The 19,908-nt window shown below is 63.9% G+C and carries 14 protein-coding genes and 2 pseudogenes; 2 read left to right on the forward strand and 14 right to left on the reverse strand.

What is annotated here, in order from left to right; translation table 11 throughout:
- Positions 1 to 97: 97 nt before the first annotated feature.
- From XpopCFBP1817_RS09675 to XpopCFBP1817_RS09695, 5 genes and pseudogenes are all read right to left on the reverse strand, one after another.
- Positions 98 to 1,369: pseudogene (locus XpopCFBP1817_RS09675) on the reverse strand (type IV pilus secretin PilQ); the annotation flags it as partial.
- A 19-nt stretch (positions 1,370 to 1,388) separates the two neighbouring features.
- Positions 1,389 to 1,922: a pilus assembly protein PilP gene (locus tag XpopCFBP1817_RS09680; RefSeq protein WP_128416972.1), complete on the reverse strand. Its 534-nt coding sequence runs from the start codon at positions 1,920 to 1,922 to the stop codon at positions 1,389 to 1,391.
- A pseudogene (locus tag XpopCFBP1817_RS09685) lies at positions 1,919 to 2,585 on the reverse strand (type IV pilus inner membrane component PilO). Before XpopCFBP1817_RS09685 ends, XpopCFBP1817_RS09680 begins: the two are co-directional and overlap by 4 nt.
- Positions 2,582 to 3,367, reverse strand: a complete 786-nt coding sequence (locus tag XpopCFBP1817_RS09690) for a PilN domain-containing protein (RefSeq protein WP_128416973.1) — start codon at positions 3,365 to 3,367, stop codon at positions 2,582 to 2,584. Before XpopCFBP1817_RS09690 ends, XpopCFBP1817_RS09685 begins: the two are co-directional and overlap by 4 nt.
- Positions 3,367 to 4,425, reverse strand: a complete 1,059-nt coding sequence (locus XpopCFBP1817_RS09695; protein WP_128416974.1) for a pilus assembly protein PilM — start codon at positions 4,423 to 4,425, stop codon at positions 3,367 to 3,369. The genes XpopCFBP1817_RS09690 and XpopCFBP1817_RS09695 overlap by 1 nt, the downstream gene beginning before the upstream one ends.
- A 215-nt stretch (positions 4,426 to 4,640) precedes the next feature.
- Here XpopCFBP1817_RS09695 and XpopCFBP1817_RS09700 point away from each other — a divergent pair, with 215 nt between their 5' ends.
- Both XpopCFBP1817_RS09700 and XpopCFBP1817_RS09705 read left to right on the forward strand, forming a co-directional pair.
- On the forward strand, positions 4,641 to 7,067 hold the full coding sequence (locus XpopCFBP1817_RS09700; RefSeq protein WP_167393890.1) for a penicillin-binding protein 1A: 2,427 nt from the start codon (positions 4,641 to 4,643) through the stop codon (positions 7,065 to 7,067).
- A 210-nt stretch (positions 7,068 to 7,277) separates the two neighbouring features.
- The gene (locus XpopCFBP1817_RS09705; protein WP_128416976.1) at positions 7,278 to 7,928 is read left to right on the forward strand and encodes a hypothetical protein; all 651 of its coding nucleotides are present in this window, start codon (positions 7,278 to 7,280) and stop codon (positions 7,926 to 7,928) included.
- 108 nt (positions 7,929 to 8,036) lie between these two features.
- Here XpopCFBP1817_RS09705 and XpopCFBP1817_RS09710 read toward each other — a convergent pair whose 3' ends face one another.
- The 9 genes from XpopCFBP1817_RS09710 to XpopCFBP1817_RS09755 all read right to left on the reverse strand — a co-directional run bounded on the left by XpopCFBP1817_RS09710 (position 8,037) and on the right by XpopCFBP1817_RS09755 (position 19,802).
- Positions 8,037 to 9,326 carry a citrate synthase gene (locus XpopCFBP1817_RS09710; protein ID WP_128416977.1) on the reverse strand — a complete coding sequence of 430 codons (1,290 nt, stop codon included), beginning with the start codon at positions 9,324 to 9,326 and terminating at the stop codon, positions 8,037 to 8,039.
- A 232-nt stretch (positions 9,327 to 9,558) separates the two neighbouring features.
- Positions 9,559 to 9,801: a type B 50S ribosomal protein L31 gene (locus XpopCFBP1817_RS09715; protein WP_128416978.1), complete on the reverse strand. Its 243-nt coding sequence runs from the start codon at positions 9,799 to 9,801 to the stop codon at positions 9,559 to 9,561.
- 71 nt (positions 9,802 to 9,872) lie between these two features.
- Positions 9,873 to 10,811: a nucleoside hydrolase gene (locus tag XpopCFBP1817_RS09720; protein WP_128416979.1), complete on the reverse strand. Its 939-nt coding sequence runs from the start codon at positions 10,809 to 10,811 to the stop codon at positions 9,873 to 9,875.
- A gap of 138 nt (positions 10,812 to 10,949) precedes the next feature.
- A complete protein-coding gene (gene recG / locus XpopCFBP1817_RS09725) occupies positions 10,950 to 13,106 on the reverse strand; it encodes an ATP-dependent DNA helicase RecG (protein ID WP_208619590.1) in 2,157 nt (718 codons plus the stop codon).
- A gap of 18 nt (positions 13,107 to 13,124) precedes the next feature.
- The gene (locus XpopCFBP1817_RS09730; protein WP_128416980.1) at positions 13,125 to 13,505 is read right to left on the reverse strand and encodes a RidA family protein; all 381 of its coding nucleotides are present in this window, start codon (positions 13,503 to 13,505) and stop codon (positions 13,125 to 13,127) included.
- A 603-nt stretch (positions 13,506 to 14,108) separates the two neighbouring features.
- Positions 14,109 to 15,650, reverse strand: coding sequence for a galactarate dehydratase (gene garD / locus XpopCFBP1817_RS09740; RefSeq protein WP_128416981.1), 1,542 nt, complete (start codon positions 15,648 to 15,650; stop codon positions 14,109 to 14,111).
- A gap of 7 nt (positions 15,651 to 15,657) precedes the next feature.
- Positions 15,658 to 17,022, reverse strand: coding sequence for an OprD family porin (locus tag XpopCFBP1817_RS09745; RefSeq protein WP_244171124.1), 1,365 nt, complete (start codon positions 17,020 to 17,022; stop codon positions 15,658 to 15,660).
- Between the two features lie 9 nt (positions 17,023 to 17,031).
- Positions 17,032 to 18,387 (reverse strand): glucarate dehydratase, encoded by a 1,356-nt coding sequence (gene gudD, locus XpopCFBP1817_RS09750; RefSeq protein ID WP_128416982.1) that lies wholly within the window; start codon positions 18,385 to 18,387, stop codon positions 17,032 to 17,034.
- A gap of 20 nt (positions 18,388 to 18,407) precedes the next feature.
- The gene (locus XpopCFBP1817_RS09755; protein ID WP_341866002.1) at positions 18,408 to 19,802 is read right to left on the reverse strand and encodes an MFS transporter; all 1,395 of its coding nucleotides are present in this window, start codon (positions 19,800 to 19,802) and stop codon (positions 18,408 to 18,410) included.
- Between the last annotated feature and the right edge of the window lie 106 nt (positions 19,803 to 19,908).

The following is a 19,908-nucleotide window of genomic DNA, read 5'->3' on the forward strand; positions in this document are numbered from 1 at the left end:
AGCAAGCTACGAACTTGATCGACCGCCTCAGATCGCTGATTTTTTGAAGGTATGGTCATCATCCAGTGCGTGTCACCACGACTACGACTTGGTTGTTCGAGGTGCCCTTAATTTCGTTATTGCGCTGCGCCAGCGTATTCCTGTAATTGACATTACTTTCCAGCGAACCACTCAAGATACCTCTCCCCGTCGCTCCGGAAATGCCGAACCGCGCACCCAGATCACGCGCAAATGTATCTGTCGCGATCACAATACGGCTTTCAATCAGGACCTGATCCACTGGACGGTCGATATGCGAGATCAGTTCACGCATTTGCGCGACCTTCTTCGGAATATCGCTGATCATCAACGTATTGGTGCGCTCATCAGCAACCAGGCGACCGCGAGGCGATAAGAATCCGTTGTCCTGCTGCCCTGCACCGCCTTGCCCACCCTGACCACCGCCGCCGCCGCCAATCCCCTTGGCCTCCGTCAGCGCCTTAAAAATCACAGCCGCATTGTGGTAATTGATCTGCACGTAATCGGTGATCAGATCCTCGCGGTTCTCGATCGCGATGCGGGCGTCTTCTTTATCCTGCTCGAACTTGGCCAGCTCCGGCTGCGGTGCGACCCACACCACGCCGCCGTCGCGGCGCTTGTCCAGACCCTTGGCGCGCAGCACGATGTCCAGTGCCTGGTCCCACGGCACGTTCATCAGGCGCAGCGTGACATTGCCCTGCACGGTGTCGGAAGCGACGATGTTGAGATTGGATTCCTCGGCGATCAGCTGCAACACGGTGCGCACCGGCACGTCCTGGAAGTTGAACGTCACCGGGCGGCCGCTGTAGCCGCGCGCCGCGATCTGCGCTGCTGCCTGGGTGACCGCTGCGGGACTCACGCCGCCGACAGCCGGCTGGCCCTTACGCGGGGTGATCTCGACCACGTATTCGTTGCCGGTCTGATAGGCCAGCGCATCGAAAGCGCCCTTGGTCGACAGCACCAGTTGCGAGCCTGAGCCGGACGGCTTGACCTCGACGCGCTGCACCGGCGTTGCGAAGTCGGTGACGTTGAGCGGGCGCTGCAGTTCGGCAGGCAATCGGGCGTTGCTGATGTCGACCAGCACGCTGTCGCCCTGGGTGCGCAGGTCCGGGCTGGCGCCCTGGCCGTCGAACTGCAGGATCAGGCGGCCAGCACCATCTTCGCCACGTTTGAAATCGATCTTGGACACCGCCAGGCTCGCCGGAGCGACCTTGGCCGGATCCTGCGCAGACTGTTTCAGCGCCGCTGCGGCGAACGCGCTGCTGCTCGCCAGCGCGAACCCCAACGCGCAGGCCTGGAATATCGCGTGGCGCCGAACCGGACGCAGCCGCCGAGCATTGGAAAACGTCATCGTGCTATCCCCTATCACTTTATTGATCATCCAATGCGAGTGCGGCAGGCCGTTCAAGCCATCCACCCGCACCGTCCGGCACAAGTTCAATCAGTTCGATGCGGTCTTCGTAGACCCCGGTCACCCGGCCATCGCTCTGTCCCAGATACACACCCGACCGCACCCGGTAGGTCACCTTGTCAGGTGCCATCACCAGCGCGATCAAGCCCGAGCCACCGCCAATGGTCCCCACCATGTCGAGGGCGTCGAGCGGATAGGCTTCCAACGGTTCCTTGCGCCGGTTCGGATCCGGACGCGTGCCGTTGCTTCCTTCCGCAGTGACCCAGGCATCACTGAACGGGTCGCGCATCACCTGCGCGGCGTATTCGAATGTCTCGAACTGCTGCATCACCGGCAATGGCTCCAACGGCGGCGCCGGACGTGCGCGCACTTCGGCAACCCAGGCTTCCAGATTCGGCGCATCGCCCGGTGTGCTGGTCACACCGCGTGTGCACGCCGGCAGTACCGCAATGAGCGCCACGCAGGACAGGATCTTGAGCAGTTTCATGGTCATTGGCCGCCCTTCTTCGCAGCGTCGGCCGCAGCCTTCTCCTGACTCTGCCATTTCCTCATCGTCCAGATAACGATAGGTCTTGACCGTGCCGGACAGTTCCAGCGCCCCGCGCGGCGTGATGCCGGCCTTTGGATCCTTCGGCTTGAGGTTGATGTCATGCATGGTCAGGATGACCACGCGCGGCAGCGAGGCGACACCGCTGACGAAGGCACCGAACTGGTGGTAACTGCCCACCATGCGCAGTGCGATCGGCTTTTCGGCGTAGAACTCCTTCGGCGATTCCGGACCCGGCTGGAACAACTCGTTGGACAGGCCGCTGGACAACGCGGTCTGCGAGATGTCGATGATCAGATCCGGCATTTCGGTCTTGCTGGGCAGCTGACGCAGCATCTGCTGCAGCACCTGTTCCATCTGCGCGAGCTGCTGCTTGAGCGGCTCCAGATTCACCGCGCGCCCCTGCTGAGTCTCGAACTCGGTACGTAGCTGCGTTTCGGCGCTTTCCAGGCCTTGGAGTTCATCGCGCTTGCTGCTGATCAACAGGAACCAAGCCAGCACAAGGATGAAAAGACCGACCACCACGCAGAACACGATGCGTGCCTGCTGCGGCCAACCGCCGATGTTGTTGAAGTCCAGATCGCTGAGCTTGAAGGATTTCTTGCTCATGACACTGCCCCCTGCTGCGGCCGATTGGCTGGCGCCGGGGCCGGCGCAGGCTGCACGGGTGCAGGCGCAGCGGCCGGAGGCGTGGCAGGCGCAGGCGCTGCAGGTGTCGCCGCTGGCCCGCCCGCAGGTGCGATGACGGCCGGCGCTGCACCCGGCGCTTGCGCGTCGATCACTGCCGGTGTGGCGCCGTTCTTGTCGGCTTCGTTCGGATTGGCCAACTTGACCTTGAGCGTGAACACGTACGGCAGCGCCTTGGTTTCCATTGACGACCCGGCAGGTTGCCCGGCCTTGTCCTGGCCCTTGGCCTCGATGATCGACAGCTCCGGATTGGTCATCCAGCCCGAGCCTTCCAGGTTGCGCATGTAGGCACTGACGCGCGCATTGGATTGAGAGCGCCCTTCCAGGGTCAGGATGTCGCCGTCCTGCTTGATGTTGGTCAGCGCCACGCCATCGGGAATGGTGCGCACCAGCGAATCGAACAGATGCACCATCTGCGAACGATTGGCCTGCAATTCCTCGATCACCTTCTTGCGCGCAAGCAGGCGGTCCTTCTTCTTGTCGAGTTCCTTGATCTGTTCGTTCTGCGCCTTGACCTTGTCGATCTCGGTGGTCAAGAACGCATTGCGTTCGGTCTGGCCGCTGATCTGCGCGTCGTAGTAGAACCAGATCAGTACCGACAGCAGCACGCCGCCCAATGCGGCGAACCCGAGCATGGAATAGAACTCACGCTCGCGCGCCTTCCGGCGCTCTGCGCGCCAGGGCAATAGATTGATTCTTGCCATCAGTCAAAGCTCCTCAGGGCCAGGCCGGTGGCAATCATCAATGCAGGCGCATCCAGTGCCAGCGCATGGGCCTGAACCTTCGGGCCCAGCGTCATCTGTGCAAGCGGGTTGGCCACCACGGTGGTCACTCCCAATTGCTCTTCCACCATCTCCGGCAGGCGCGACAGCGCGGCGCAACCGCCGGCCAGCACGATGCAGTCGACGCGATTGAATTCGCTGCCCGCGTAGAAGAACTGCAACAGGCGGCTAATCTGCTGCACCGTCGCCTCTTTAAAAGGCTCCAGCACTTCGACCTCGTAGCTCTCCGGCAAACCGCCCTGACGCTTGGCCAGGCCTGCTTCTTCATAGGTCAGCCCGTAACGGCGCATCACTTCATCGGTGAGCTGCTTGCCGCCGAACACCTGCTCGCGGCTATACAGACTGCGGCCAGAACGCAGCACACTCAGCGTCGTCATGGTCGCGCCGATATCCACCAGCGCAACCACTGCATCGGCGGCCACCGGCAATTCGCTGGCGACCAGGGCAAACGCGTTTTCGACCGCGAAGGCCTCCACGTCCATCACCTTGGCAATCAGCCCGCCCAGTTCCAGCGCGGACTGGCGCAGTTCCACATTCTCCGAACGCGATGCGGCCAGCAGCACCTGGACCATGTCCGGGCTGTTGGGCATCGGGCCGAGCACCTCGAAATCGAGATTCACTTCCTCGATCGGGTAAGGAATGTAATTGGTGGCTTCCAGTTCGACTTGGGCCTCCATGTCGCTGTCGTCCAGATCGGCGGGCATCGGGATCAACTTGGTGATCACCGCCGACCCGGCCACGGCCGCAGCCGCGTTCTTGGCCTTACTGCCTGAACGGTTGATTGCGCGGCGAATGGCTTCACCCACCGCCTCGACTTCGACGATGTTCTTTTCAACGACCGCATTCGGCGGCAACGGTTCCACCGCGTAATGATCAACGCGAAAGCGATTCCCGCTGCGCGACAGCTGCAAGAGCTTGACCGCAGTGGAACTGATATCGACACCAATAAGTTTCGATTGACTCTTGGGTAGAAGCCCCACGGAAACTCCCCTGCCGACGGGCACTTGGACGCATGTCTGCGCCCTCGTATTAATAATCAAATTTTAACAGTTGACAAGCCCTTCACGCGCAAAGCAAGAGCCCCACGACGTGATCCCCAGCGCTGTCTTCTGCGATCCCCAGCGTTCGGCCCCAGCCAAACCCGGGGTCATCTATACTCTGCGACCAAGAAATCTGCAATCGGAATCTCTCTTACATGCCCCGTATTCGCCGTTGGTTGGGCTGGATCCTGGCCACCCTCGTCGTGCTCGCATTGCTTGGCGCTAGTGCTGCCGGCAGCCTGTACTACGCCATTTCTTCGAAGTTGCCGGACGTGCAGTCGCTCAAGCAGGTCGAGCTGCAGGAGCCGATGTACGTCTATGCCAGCGACGGCCGCCTGATGGCCGTGTATGGCGAGACCCGGCGCTACCCGATCCAGATGAAAGACGTGCCGTTGCGCCTCAAACAGGCCTTCCTGGCCACCGAAGATGCGCGCTTCTATCAACATGGCGGCGTGGACTACAAAGGCATCGGCCGTGCGGTCTGGCTGCTGGCCACCACCGACGCCAAGCGCGTGCCGGGTGGTTCGACCATCACCCAGCAGGTGGCGCGCCAGTTCTTCCTCAGTTCCGAGTACAGCTACACCCGCAAGCTCGCCGAGATCCTGTTGGCGCGCAAGATCGAGAGTGAACTGAGCAAGGACGAGATCTTCGAGCTGTATCTCAACAAGAGCTTCTTCGGTAATCGCGCCTACGGCGTGGGAGCTGCGGCCGAGTACTACTACGGCAAGAAGATGAGTGCGTTGAGCCTGGACGAGATGGCCTCGCTGGCGGGCATCCCCAAGTTCCCGTCCAGCGGCAACCCGATCAGCAACCCGGAGCGTGCGCAGGAACGTCGCGATTACTACGTGCTAGAGCGCATGGCCGAACTGGGCTTCGTCAGCCGGGCCGAGGCCGATGCTGCCAAGGCGGTGCCGATGCACGCCAAGCCGCATGAGCCGCCGGTCGAGGTCTCTGCCCCGTATGTGGCCGAGTTGGTGCGCCAGGAAATGATCGGCAAGTACGGCGGCGATGTGCTCAACAAGGGCTACCACGTCACCACCACCATCGACGCCACGCTGCAGACCGGCGCGGACACGGCGATCAGCGAAGGCCTGCGCCTGTACGACCACCGCCACGGTTGGCACGGCGTGGAGCAGCATGTCGAGGTCGCTGCCGATGCGGACGCGCCGACACTGGCCAAGCATTTGTCGGGCCTGTTCACCCAAGGCGGCTTGCGCGTGGTCATCGTGGCACGCACCAACGCCGATGGCGGCGTGACCGTCGTGCAGAGCGACAAGACCGAGCTGACCTTGCCGGCGAGCGCCAGCCGCTGGACCAACAAGACGCCGGCCAAGCTGTTGACCCGCGGCGACCTGACCCGCATCCGCGCCGGCGAAAAAGAGGGCGAATGGATCATCGATCAGTTGCCGCGCGGCCAGGCGGCGCTGGTTTCGTTGGACGCCAATAGCGGTGCCCTGCGCGCACTAGTTGGCGGTTTCAGCTTTGCCGGCAACAAGTTCAATCGCGCCACCCAGGCGCGGCGCCAGCCGGGCTCAAGCTTCAAGCCATTCGTGTATGCGGCGGCGTTCGAGAAGGGCTTCAATCCGGCCTCGATCGTGCTCGATGCGCCCGTGGTGTTCCGCGACCGCCGCGGCAAGACCTGGTCGCCGCAGAACGACGGCGGCGGCTTCCGTGGCCCGATGCGTCTGCGCGAGGCATTGGTGCAATCGCGCAATCTGGTGTCGGTGCGGCTGTTGGACGCGATCAGCGTCGATTTCGCACGCAAATACATCAGCCAGTTCGGATTCCAGGAAGCGGAGCTACCGCCCAACCTGTCAATGTCGCTGGGCACTGCGTCGCTGACGCCGCTGTCGGTGGCGCGGGGCTACGCGGTATTCGCCAACGGCGGCTCGCGGGTGGACACCTGGATCGTGGATGAGGTCAAGGACCGCGACGGCAACGTCATCTTCAAGGAAGTGCCGGCCGTGGCCTGTCGCACCTGCGCGCTGCAGGGCGGCAATGTCGCGCCGGTGAGCCAGGTGGTGGATGGTTTCAACTTCGGCACCCAGGCACCTGCCACGCCTCCGGCACCTGCAGCCAATGCGGCGCCGGCAGCAGCGGAGACCTTGCCAGCCGCCATTGCCGAAACCAGGATCGCGCCGCGCGCCATCGACGAGCGCACTGCGTACCAATTGGTATCGATGATGCGCGACGTGGTCCAGCGCGGCACCGGCACCGCGGCCAAGGTGCTGGGGCGTGAGGACGTGGGCGGCAAGACCGGCTCGACCAACGATCACCGCGATGCCTGGTTTTCCGGGTTCGGCGGCCCCTACGCCACCACCGTTTGGGTGGGTCGCGACGATTTCCTCTCGCTCGGCTATCGTGAGTACGGCGGCAAGGCCGCGCTGCCGATCTGGATCGATTACATGCGTGTGGCGTTGAAAGACAAGCCGATCGCAGCCAACGACCCGCCCGAAGGCATGACCCAGGCCACCATCAATGGCGTGGTGGAATGGGTGAAGAACGAAGATCTGGATCGCCTGCAGGATTACGACTATGGCCTGCAGGAACAGCAGGACGAGAAGGCGTTCGATATTTTTTGAGTGCTGAGAATCGGGAGTGGGGAATCGGTGCGGCGTGGGTCGGCCGATTGCCCCGGTTGGAGTAGCGGCGTCGGCGGTGTGATCTCCCCCGAGGTGCGGACGCTGGCCGACGTCCATCGGATGGATGATCCGCATGACGACGTAGCGCATTCGCCACGCCGTCATGCGGCTGTTGTAGAGCCGAGCCAGGTTCATTAGGGGGGCCCGGTCATGCACCACGCGCGCGAGCACGCTGATACGCGTACCCGAGAACGTCGCCATCGCCTGGCGCACGAAGCCGCCCGGCTGATGGCCGAAGGCGGCATCCGCGATTTTCATCAAGCCAAGCTCAAGGCGGCCAGCCGTTTGGGCATCCACGACGATGCATCGCTGCCACGCAACCGCGAGATCGAAGACGCATTGCGCGAGTATCAACGCCTGTTCGCCGGCCCCGCGCATGGCGCACGACTACGCCAGCGACGTGAAGCCGCGTTACGTGCGCTGGAATTTCTCGGCCCGTTCCAGCCGCGACTGACCGGCCCGGTGCTCGATGGCACCGCGGACGCGAACACGCCCGTGCAATTGCAGCTGCACAGCGACGATGCCGATGCAGTGCAGCGGTTTCTCGAAGAACATCGCATTCCAGCCGAATCGCGCACGCGCCGGCTGCGCCTGGACCGTGAACGCAACGGCGCGTTTCCGGTGTGGCTGTTCAGTGCAGAGGAGCTGACCTTCGACCTGACCGTGCTGCCGTACGACGCACTGCGTCAGGCCCCGTTGTCGCAGCTGGATGAAAAACCGATGCAGCGCGCCTCGGCCGCTCAGGTGCGTCAGCTATTGGCTGACGGGGACGCTTGCGGCTCTTTACGACAGCAGCGCTGACCGCAGCCGGCCGTAACGATGGACGACCGACCACAACGCCCAAGTCATCAAAAGCAAACGCCCCGCACTGCGGGGCGTTCGTTCAAGCAGACCGCCAGCCGCAAGCGCTTAGCGCTGGCCGGCGTCCTTGTAGTCGCGTTGGTCGTAGCCGGTGTAGATCTGGCGCGGACGGCCGATCTTCATTTCCGGGTCGACCTGCTGTTCCAGCCAATGCGACACCCAGCCGGCGGTGCGTGCGATGGCGAACATCACGGTGAACATTTCCACCGGAATATTCAGCGCCTTGTAGATCAGGCCCGAGTAAAAGTCGACGTTCGGGTACAGCTTGCGCTGCACGAAGTAGTCGTCCTTCAGCGCGGCTTCTTCCAGCTTCAGCGCCACTTCCAGCAGCGGGTCGTTGACACCCAGCTCGCCTAGCACCTTGTGGGTCATCTTGCGGATGATATTGGCGCGCGGGTCGTAGTTCTTGTAGACGCGGTGACCGAAGCCCGACACACGGAACGAAGAATTCTTATCCTTGGCCTTGGCCACGGCGGATTCGACGTTGTTGGCGGTGCCGATCTCTTCCAGCATCTTCAGCACGGCTTCGTTGGCGCCACCGTGTGCCGGCCCCCACAGCGCGGTGATACCGGCGGCGACCGAGGCGTACGGATTGGCACCGGTCGACCCGACCAGACGCACGGTCGAGGTCGAGGCGTTCTGCTCGTGATCGGCATGCAGGATGAACAACAGATCCAGCGCCTTGGCGACCACCGGATTGATCTCCAACGGCTCGCTCGGCACTTCGAACATCATGTGCAGGAAGCGGTCGACGTAGTTGAGGTTGTTGCGCGGGTAGCGGATCGGCCAGCCGATCGAATAGCGGTACGCGGCAGCAGCCAACGTCGGCATCTTGGCGATCAGACGGATGGCCGCCTGGCGGCGCTGTTCCGGATCGTTGAGGTCCAGGGTGTCGTGGTAGAACGCCGACAGCGAAGCGACCGAACCGGCCAGCATGGCCATCGGATGCGCGTCGTGACGGAAGCCACCGAGGAAGTTCTTCAGCGACTCGTGCATCATCGTGTGATGCGTGACTTCGTGGTCGAACTTCTGGAATTCGTCCGCCGTCGGCAGCTCACCGTTCATCAGCAGATACGACACTTCGAGGAAGCTGGACTTCTCGGCCAACTGCTCGATCGGGTAGCCGCGATACAGCAACACACCGTTGTCGCCATCGATGTAGGTGATGGCCGACTTGCAGCTGGCGGTGGCGGTGAAGCCCGAGTCGTAGGTGAACAGACCGGTTTCTTTGGTCAGCTTTGAAATATCGACGCAATCGTTGCCAAGCGTGGGCTTGAGTACCGGCAGAACAACCGACGTGTCGCCGGCGTTGAGCGTGACCTGATCAAGATCGGACACTGTGTACGCTCCTTACAGTGGAAGGCGCCTGCACCTTGTGGGCAGGCACGTGATGGACGTCCTGAGGCATCGCCCCCGGATCACGTCATTATCGCACAGCAAAATTTTGGCCGTCGCTTGGACAGAAGTCGTAGACGAAGCCATCCAAACTCACGATTTCACTGTTCGGCACGTACAAAAAAAAACGGCCGCGCAATGCGCGGCCGTTACCGGTACAGCCCGTCCTGCAAGCTCAGCGCGCGTAGCGCTTCTGGAACTTGTCGATACGGCCACCGGTGTCGATCACCTTCTGCTTGCCGGTATAGAACGGGTGCGATGCCGAGGAGATCTCCACCTTGATCAGCGGATAGTCCTGGCCGTCTTCCCACTTCACGGTCTCTTTCGAGCCCATGGTGGAACGGGTCAGAATCTTGAAATCGGACGTCACGTCGTGGAAGACGACGTCTTTGTAGCTGGGATGAACGTTATCTTTCATAGACTTGGCGCCGGGCTTCCTGAATAAGCCCATGATTATAGCGACCTACCTCTGCCCTGCGCAACCTGGTCCTAATCGGCTGCCAACGCGGCCCCGACCAGACCATAGAACTGCTGGTGGTCGTACTCCAGCAGCAGGTTGGCGTTGTCGGGCGCGCCACCTTGGCGATTCCAGTCCACCAGGGTCATGCCGCGGGTGTGGGTGCCGGTCAGCTCGATGTGCACCGGCCGCCGCTCCAGCCGCTGCGCGCCGTGCGGATGCAGCGCGAACGCCATCGCCAGCGCGTCGGCGGCATACCAGTGCTCGCCGCGGCTGTCTTCGGACCACCAACGGGTCTTGCGCGAGATTTCTTCGTAAAACCGGGCACGCGCCGAGTCGGCAGCCAGCCATTGTTCGACATCGCGATGCAGCAGAGCGTGCGCGATGGTGGCCTCCCAGTCGGCGACATCGAACTGCGCAAAGCCGCAGAACACGATATGGGCCGCTTCCGGGTCGAAGCCGATATTGAATTCGGCCGCCGCAGTGACGTTGCCGTGCCCGGTCAGCGCCCCGCCCATCACCACCAGCCGCGCGACGCGCTGCGGCAGAGTCGGATCCAGCGTGAGCGCAAGGGCCAGATTGGTCAGCGGACCGAGCGCGACCAGCAACAGTTCGCCCGCATACGCGTGCGACAAACGCAGGATGGCGAGCGCTGCGTGCTCGGCCTCGGCGGTGCGCTTGGCCGGCGTCAGGCCGACATCGCCAAAACCATCGATGCCATGCACATGCGCCGCATCCACCGAGGGATGCAGCAGCGGCTGGGGGCAGCCCGCGTAGACCGGCACATCGTCGCGGCCCGCAATTTCGCAGACCTTCAAGGCGTTGCGCACGGTGTGCTCCAGGCCCACGTTGCCGGCAGTGATGGTCAAGCCGACCACCTCATGACGCCTATCGTTGAATGCCATCAGCAGCGCCAGCGCGTCGTCCACGCCCGGGTCGGTGTCGATCAGCAGCGGAATCTTTTTGGTCACGGGATTGGAGATTGTGCGTGCGGGATTCGATCCGGCATCTTCGCAAGGATCGAGCAGGCACGCGAATCGAGATCAAAGCAAAGCGGCGCTGCCGCCTCGCTTTTTAAGAACCCCCAATCCCGGATGCCCCACCCCGCCCTACGCCGATGCGTAACGCACCGCACTGCCAATCCAACGCGCAACCACACGATCGGCAATCTCCGGAGCTTCATCCAGCAGACGCTCAGCGAGCACCTGCAGGCGCGGCAGCAGCCCGGCATCGCGGGCTAGATCGGCGATGCGAAAACTCGCCAGACCGGTTTGCCGGGTGCCCAGCAATTCGCCGGGGCCACGCAACTCCAGATCCTTTTCGGCAATCACGAAGCCGTCGTTGGTCTGGCGCATGGTTTCCAGGCGTTGCCGCGCCATCATCGACAACGGCGCTTGATACAGCAGCACGCAACTGGACGCGGCAGCACCGCGGCCGACCCGGCCGCGTAACTGGTGCAACTGGGCAAGGCCGAGCCGCTCGGCATTTTCGATGATCATCAGCGAGGCGTTGGGCACATCCACGCCCACTTCGATCACGGTGGTGGCGACCAGCAGATCGGTGTGGCCTTGCTTGAAATCCAGCATCGCCTTTTGTTTTTCGGCCGGTTTCATGCGGCCGTGCACCAGCGCCACGCGCACGCCGGGCAACTGCGCAGACAAGGCTTCGAAGGTGACTTCGGCGGCTTGGGCTTCGATCTTTGGCGGACCAGGCGGGGCGCCTTTCTCGGGCTCTTCGCTTTCTTCGATCAAAGTGCACACCCAGTACGCCTGGCGCCCTTCGGCACAGGCGGCGCGGATGCGCTTCACCAGGTCCGGGCGACGTTCTGCGCTCAAGACAATCGTCTGCACCGGCGTGCGACCGGGCGGTAGCTCATCGATTGCCGACACATCCAGATCCGCGTAGGTCGACATTGCCAAGGTGCGCGGGATGGGCGTGGCAGTCATCACCAACTGATGCGGCACGCTGCCGGCGGCCGCGCCCTTGTCGCGCAAGGCCAAACGCTGATGCACGCCGAAGCGGTGCTGCTCATCGATGATGGCCAGCGCGAGGTCGTGGAAGACCACCGCCTCCTGCATCAACGCATGCGTGCCGACCACGAGTTGCGCCTGGCCGGAGGCCACTTCGGCCATCGCCGCAGCACGCGCCTTGCCGGTGACCTTTCCGGCCAGCCAGACGATGCGCACGCCCAAGGGCTCCAGCCAGCCGCGCAAGTTGGTGAGGTGCTGCTCGGCCAACAATTCGGTCGGCGCGGCCAGCGCCACCTGCTTGCCCTGCTCCACCGCCAGCATCGCCGCAAACGCGGCGACTACGGTCTTGCCGCTGCCGACATCGCCCTGCACAAGGCGCAACATCGGCGATGGCTTGGCCAGATCGCGCGCAATCTGCTCGAACACGCGCTGCTGCGCGCCGGTGAGCTGGAACGGCAATACCGCGCGCAGTTGCTGCACCAAGGTGCCGTTGCCAGGCAGCATCGGTGCATGGAAGCGCTGCAAGGCGATGCGTTGGCGGCGCAGGCTGAGCTGATGCGCCAACAGTTCTTCAATGGCCAAGCGCTGTTGAGCCGGATGACCGCCCGCCAGCAATTGCTGCGGGTCGGTATTCACCGGAGGGCGATGCATGGTGAGCAGTGCCTCACGCAGCGAGGGGAGTTGTTCGTCCTGCAGCCAGTGCGGCGGCAACAATTCCAGCGCGGCCTCCGGCGGTAAGCGCTCCAGCGCCTGGCCGATGAGCTTGCGCAGCGTGGCCGGCCCAACACCCTCAAGCACCGGATAGACCGGATCCAGGCTATCGCCCAGCCCGGCGTCCTCGCCCGGTGCCAGCACGCGGTAACTGGGATGCACGATTTCCCAGCCGTTCTGTCCCGGTTTGGGCGTTCCGAACACCCGCAGCCGCGTGCCCGGTGCGAACTGCGCCACCTGGGCGGCGCGAAAATGGAAGAAGCGCAGCACCACAGTGCCGTGCGAGTCGTCCGACACCGCCACCCGCAGCACCGGCCGAAAGCGAAAGCCGCGCTCCATCGCATCGACGCGGCCTTCGATCTGCGCCGGCACGCCGCCCTGCAACTGCGCGATGGTGGTCAGACGCGTGCGGTCTTCGTAGCGCAGCGGCAGATGCAACCACAGATCCTGCAACGTGAAAATGCAGCGCGCAGCGAACTTCTCGGCCACTTTCGGGCCGACGCCGGGCAGGCTTGAAAGCGACGCCTGGCCTGCGAGAGCCAGGCTCGGCGTCACGGTGTGTGCGCGTGGCACGACAGATCGCATCGGATCAGTCGCGCTGAATCAGTCGAGCACCATCACCGCATCGACTTCGAACCCGGCACCCTTGGGCAGACCGGAGACTTCGACGGTGGAGCGCGCGGGGAACGGGGCCTGGAAGTAGTCCTGCATGACGGCATTGACCGCAGCGAACTGGCCCAGATCGGTCAGGTACAGGCCCAGCCGCACGATCTTGTCGAGCGAGCAACCGGCTGCTTCGGCCACTGCCTTGAGGTTGTCGAACGCACGGCGTGCCTGCGCACCGATGTCGCCGGGCACGATCTCACCGGTAGCCGGATCCAGCGGGATCTGCCCGGAAAAATACACCGTGTTGCCTGCACGCACGGCCTGCGAATACGGGCCAATGGCGGCAGGCGCCTGGTCGGTATGGATGATCTGGGACATAGCGACTCCGTCAACGCTGAAAACGAACACGCATTGTATCGGCGCATGCGGCAGGGGAGCGAATGCCGTGAAGGCGCAGGACCGGCTTGATGAGTCAGGTGCCGGGATCGGACGCGAGCCGGTTCGTTGAAGGAAGCGGCGGACTGATTGGAGCGGCCGCGTTTCGTGCTGAGCAGCGCCGCGTTTTCCGACTGGATAGCACGTCGGTGTTGCCGGGCGTTGCGCGCATGTGTTGCGAGGCATCGCCCATACCCTCCTTCAAACATTGGACAGTTTCTCCCGACAGAAGAAGCGAATGGCATGCCCCTGTCCTGCAAGAGAGCAGCTGGGGTGAGGGTGCGAGCGAAGCACTCGTGCAGCCGAACAACGCTAGGCTTCGCACGAACCCTCATCCGCCCCTGCAGGGCACCTTCTCCCGAGGGGAGAAGGGGTCAGCGTAGGACGCATGCAGAGCAGTGCCACGGATATAAAGCCCCTCACCCCGCAGGGCGAGAAGGCACGGCTTGCACGCCACCGGCGTGCCTGCCTTGGAGCGCCCGCGTCGCGAGCGCGGGCCGGGGCCGTGGCGTGGAACGCGGGTTGGGGTGAGGGTCAGGAATAGCCCTAGGTAATCGGTGCCGGATTGAACAACGCCAGATCGTTGTGCAGGCGATGCTGCTCGGTCCAGGTGCGTTGGCCGCTGGCCACGTCCAGATAGCGCTGGAACAGCTCCCAGCCCAAATGCTCCAGCGTCTTGGCACCGGTGGCGACGCCGCCGGCGTCGATATCCATCAAGTCGGACCAGCGCTGCGCCAGCTCGCTGCGGGTGGCGACCTTGATCACCGGCACCATGCCCAGGCCGTACGGGGTGCCGCGCCCGGTGGTGAACACATGCAGGTTCATGCCGGCGGCCACCTGCAGCGTGCCGCAGACGAAATCGCTGGCGGGTGTGGCGCAGTACTGCAATCCGCGCCCCTTGACCCGCTCGCCCGGCGGCACCACACCGTTGATCGCCGACGAGCCGGATTTGGCGATCGAGCCCATCGCCTTCTCCACGATATTGGCCAGCCCGCCCTTCTTGTTGCCCGGCGTGGTATTGGCGCTGCGGTCGGCCTGGCCGCGTGCCAGATAGGTGTCGTACCAAGCCATTTCGCGCACCAGCGCCTTGGCCACGTCCGCATTGGCCGCGCGTGGCACCAGCAGATGGATGCCATCGCGCACCTCGGTATTTTCCGAGAACATCACCGTGGCGCCGACACGCACCAGCAGGTCGGCAGCCACGCCCAGGCCCGGGTTGGCGGTGACGCCCGAAAACGCGTCGCTGCCGCCGCATTGCATGCCCACCACCAGTTCGCTGGCCGGCACGGTTTCGCGGCGGCGCAGGTCCAGATGGCGCAGCCGTTCCTCGGCCATGACCATGATCGAACTCACCATGTCGGCAAAGCCCAGGCTGGCTTCCTGCAGGCGATACACGCCACTGTCGTCCTCGGTGGCGTCGTCGGGCAGCAGACGCTCGGGTGCGAGCTTTTCGCAGCCCAGGCCGACGATCAGCGCCTGCCCGCCGAAGTTGGGGCTGCGCGCGATATTGCGCAGCGTGCGGATGGGAATGATGGCTTCCGGCGCGGTGATCGCCACGCCGCAGCCGTAGACGTGATTGACCGCCACGACATCGTCGACATGGGGATACCTGGGCAGTAACTCGGTGCGGATGCGTTCCACAGCATGCCCGAGCACGCCGACCACGCACTGCACGCTGGTCATGATGCCCAGGATGTTGCGTGTGCCCACGCTGCCATCGCGGTTGCGGTAGCCCTGGAAGGTGTAGCCCTCCAGCGGCTCCGGTTCCGGTGCCGGATGCAGCGACAGGTCCAGCGCGGCCAGGTCGGGTGCCTGCGGCATGTCCAGCAACTGCTCGCTGACCCATGCGCCGCGCACGATGTCGGCGTTGGCAGTGCCGATGACCGCGCCCAGGCGGATCACCGCCGCGCCTTCAAACAGGTCCACCAGGGCGATCTTGTGGCCTTGCGGAATATGCTCGATGGCGGTGAGACCATCGGCGAAGGTGGCGCCGGCAGGTGCGCCGTCATCGTTGACGACAATGGCGACGTTGTCGCGCGCATGGGCGCGGATGCTGAGCCATGGCAAGGCGTGCTGGGTTGCAGACATCAGGGGGCTACCTTGCAGAACATGGGGGTGGAATGCATGAGCGGTCGGGGCTGTCGAACTGGCGCCGGTACTGCAGGATCAACCGATTTTCATCGACATTGCGCTGGTAGTTGGAGCGAAAGGTGCCGTTGAACCAGATGATGCTGAGATGCTTGAAGCGCTCGCCCTGGGATTGATAGGTAGTCAGCACTTCGCGCGCCCATTCGCGGCCTTCGCCGGCATAGGTCGCCGGCCTTGCGTTGTCGCCACGGATGTAGCGCGCCATGACGTTGAGGCCGTGGACGCCGATGCTGTCGCCATCGATGCTGTAACGCAGCTGCCAGCTGCGCTCGCCGCGTTCGAGGAAGTCGTTGATGAAGGTCCAGTTGAAGACGTTGCCATCGGTACCACCCGGCCATGGCATCGCGCTGGACCCGGACAGCTTCTGATCGCCGGCGCCGAATTCATGGCCGCCGCTGCGCCAGGACACCCTGCTGCTGAACATGCGGTTGTCGATCGGGCCGGCGCGCGACTGGCCGACATCGTCGGTGCGGAAATAACGCAGATCCACGCGCAGGCGGTCCTTGCCGAACAGGTGGGTCTGGATCAGGTCGTAGAGCTGCTGGCGGTAGATGTCTTCCATCAACCCGCCCTGATAACGCAGCTGGGTGCTCGGGGCCAGCGTGCAGGTCGCCGAGACCAGAGTGAAGGCATCCGAATCCAGGGTGCCGAGGAAGCGGCGATTCTTGTTGGTCAGGGTGATCGGCACGCGCGAATCGCCGTCGCGATACCAGGCACTGGTGAAGCGGGCGAGCAGCAGATCGAGCTTGGGCACATCCTTGGATTCCAGGGTCACGCCCTGAAACGTCTCGGGCATGATGCGGGTGATGCTGGCGCGCACCAGCGGCGCGTTGGGAATGAAGCTGCCCCATTTCAATTCGGTCTGCGAGGCGCGCAGCTTGAGCGTGGGCGCCACCCGCACCAGTGCATGCTTGGCGGTGCCATCGTCGTTGTTGGGAAGTAGGCCGGTGCCGCCTTCCGCACGTACGCCATCGAGCTTGAAATCGCCGATGCCCAGCAGGTCCAGGCCCGCGCCGACCGGGCCGCGGGTGTAGCAACTCCTGGCATCGACCACGAAACCCTGTGCCCATTCGGCCCGCTTGCCCTGCCCCTCGCCACTGCGGAAGTCGCGGTTGTAATAGAAGTTGAACGCGGTGACCTCGGCCGTGGCGCCATTCCAGAACCCCTCATCGGGCTGTTGCGCGCGCGCCCGGCCGCGCCGACCGCCAGCAGAGCGGCGCCGCTGATTGCCATCGCGCTCTTCATTGCTCGGTTCTCCACCTGCGGTGAACTCGCGGTCATGCGCTGCGGCCGGCTCTCTGGCAGCAGGCATCGGGACGCATCAGCGCACCAGACACGGCCGCTTGTTGTCGAAGGTCCAGTTGGGGATCAGCGCCTGCATGGCGGCCGCATCGTCGCGCGCGCCAAGGCTTAGGCTTTGGTAGGTGCGATGCGCGGCCTCCAGCGCGTCCATGTCCAGCTCCACACCCAGGCCAGGCTTGGCCGGCACCTGGATCTGGCCGCCTGCAATCTGCAACGGATGGCGCGTGAGGCGTTGGCCGTCCTGCCAGATCCAGTGCGTATCGATGGCGGTGACGCGCCCGGGCGCGGCGGCGGCCACATGGGTGAACATGGCCAGTGAAATGTCGAAGTGGTTGTTGGAATGCGAGCCCCAGGTCAGGCCCCAGTCGCGGCACAGTTGCGCTACCCGCACCGAGCCCTGCAAAGTCCAGAAATGCGGATCGGCCAGCGGGATGTCCACCGACTGCAACTGGATGGCATGGCCCATCTGGCGCCAGTCGGTGGCAATCATGTTGGTGGCGGTGGGCAGGCCGGTGGCGCGGCGGAATTCGGCCATGATCTCGCGACCGGAATAACCCTGCTCGGCCCCACACGGGTCCTCGGCATAGGCCATCACGCCATGCATGTCGCGACACAGCGCGATGGCCTGCTCCAGCGACCATGCCCCATTGGGATCGAGGGTAATGCGCGCCTGCGGAAAGCGCGCATGCAGCGCGTGGATGGCCTCGATCTCTTCCTCGCCGCGCAGCACGCCGCCCTTGAGCTTGAAATCGCGGAAGCCGTATTTCGCGTAGGCCGCTTCGGCCAGCCGCACCACTGCTGCCGGCGTCAGTGCTTGCTCATCGCGTACCGCTTCCCAGGTATCGGTGGCAGCGCTGCCGTCGCGGTAATCCAGCCCGGTCTTGCGGCGGTCGCCGACGAAGAACAGGTAGCCCAGCACGTCCACCGCATCGCGTTGCTGGCCCTCGCCGAGCAGCGCGGCGACCGGTTGGTCCAGGAACTGCCCCAGCAGATCCAGCAACGCCGCTTCGATAGCGGTCACCGCATGGATGGTGATGCGCAGATCGAAGGTCTGCAGGCCACGCCCGGCGCTATCGCGGTCGGCGAAGGCGGTGCGCACCTGATTGAGGATGCGCTGGTAGTCGGCGATGGAACGGTGGCGGATCAGCGCAGCCGCTTCGTTCAACAAACCGGCGATGGCGTCGCCGCCAGGCACCTCGCCCACGCCGGTGCGCCCGGACGAATCGCGCAGCACCAGCACGTTGCGGGTGAAGTACGGCGCGTGCGCGCCACTGAGGTTGAGCAGCATGCTGTCCTGGCCGGCGACCGGCACCACGCGGATGTCGGTGATGCGCGGCGTGGTGCCGATACTTGCAGCTGAGACATGGATGTTCATCAAAGAGTCTCCGAAGACGATCAACGCGGTGCAGGGACAGGCGCGACCGGGCCACCCGGGGGGGGCTTCAGTTCAACGCGCTTGATCTCGCCAACCACAGCCAGATAGGACACCACCGCCAGCAGGGCATTGAGCCCGACGAAGACCAGCGCCCACTCGAAGGTGCCGGTGGTGGAGACGATGTAGCCGATGACGATCGGCGTGGTGATGCCGGCGATATTGCCGAAGGTATTGAACAGGCCACCGGACAGGCCGGCGATTTCCTTGGGTGAGGTATCGGCGACCACCGCCCAGCCCAATGCGCCGATGCCTTTGCCGAAGAAGGCCAACGCCATCAGCCCCACCACTACCCATTCGGCTTGCACGTAGTTGCAGCCGATCATGGTCACCGACATCAGCATGCCGAACACGATCGGCGTCTTGCGCGAGACGGTGAGCGAATACCCACGCCGCACCATGCGGTCGGATACATAGCCGCCAAGCACGCCGCCGACGAAGCCGCACACCGCCGGAAGCGAGGCCACGAAGCCCGCTTCCAGGATCGACAGGCCGCGCTCCTTGACCAGATACACCGGGAACCAGGTCAGGAAGAAATAGGTCAGCGTGGTGATGCAGTACTGGCCGATATACACGCCCAGCAGCATCCGGTTGCACAGCAGCTGCTTGGCGTAATGCCACTGCGTGCCCTTGGGCTGACTGCCGGACCTGTTGCCCTGCTCCATGTCCACCAGCGCACCATTGCGTTGGATATAGTCCAGTTCCTGCACAGACAGGCGCGGGTGTTCGCGTGGCGCATAGATGGTCTTGCGCCACAGCAGTGCCAGCAGCACGCCCATGCCGCCCATCACGAGGAATACGTGCTCCCAGCCCCAGGTATGCACCAGCCAACCCATCAGCGGCGCAAACGCCACCGTGGCGAAGTACTGCGCGGAATTGAAGATGGATGCAGCCAGACCGCGCTCGGCGGTGGGAAACCAGGCCGCCACGATGCGGCTGTTACCGGGAAACGACGGCGCTTCGGCAATGCCCACCAGAAAGCGCAGCACGAACAGCGTGGTCACCGCCCAGGCCACCGGCACCCAGCCGATGAAACCCTGCAGCGCGGTGAACAACGACCAGATCAGCAGCGAGAGCCCGTACACGCGGCGCGAGCCGAAGCGATCGAGCAACCAGCCGCCGGGAATCTGCCCGGCCACATAAGCCCAGCCGAACGCAGAAAAGATGAAGCCCATCTGCAGCGCGTCGATGCCCAGCGCATCCTGGACCGCGGAACCGGCGATGGACAAGGTGGCGCGATCGGCATAATTGATCGTGGTCACCACGAACAACATCAGCAGGATCAGATAACGCCTGCGTGGAACCGTCGCTGCGCCGATTGTCGTTGAACCGACCGTTTTTGAATCGATAGCCATCATCGTTCCTCACCTATGACGATGGAAGCGCGCTGCGCTTCGGTATTCCAAGTGGGCCTGCGATTGGCGTGCCGGACCCTCCTCCTGCACGCCTCAGGCAACGTTGCGA

Origin of the sequence: Xanthomonas populi, from assembly GCF_002940065.1 — a bacterium.
GTDB lineage: Bacteria > Pseudomonadota > Gammaproteobacteria > Xanthomonadales > Xanthomonadaceae > Xanthomonas > Xanthomonas populi.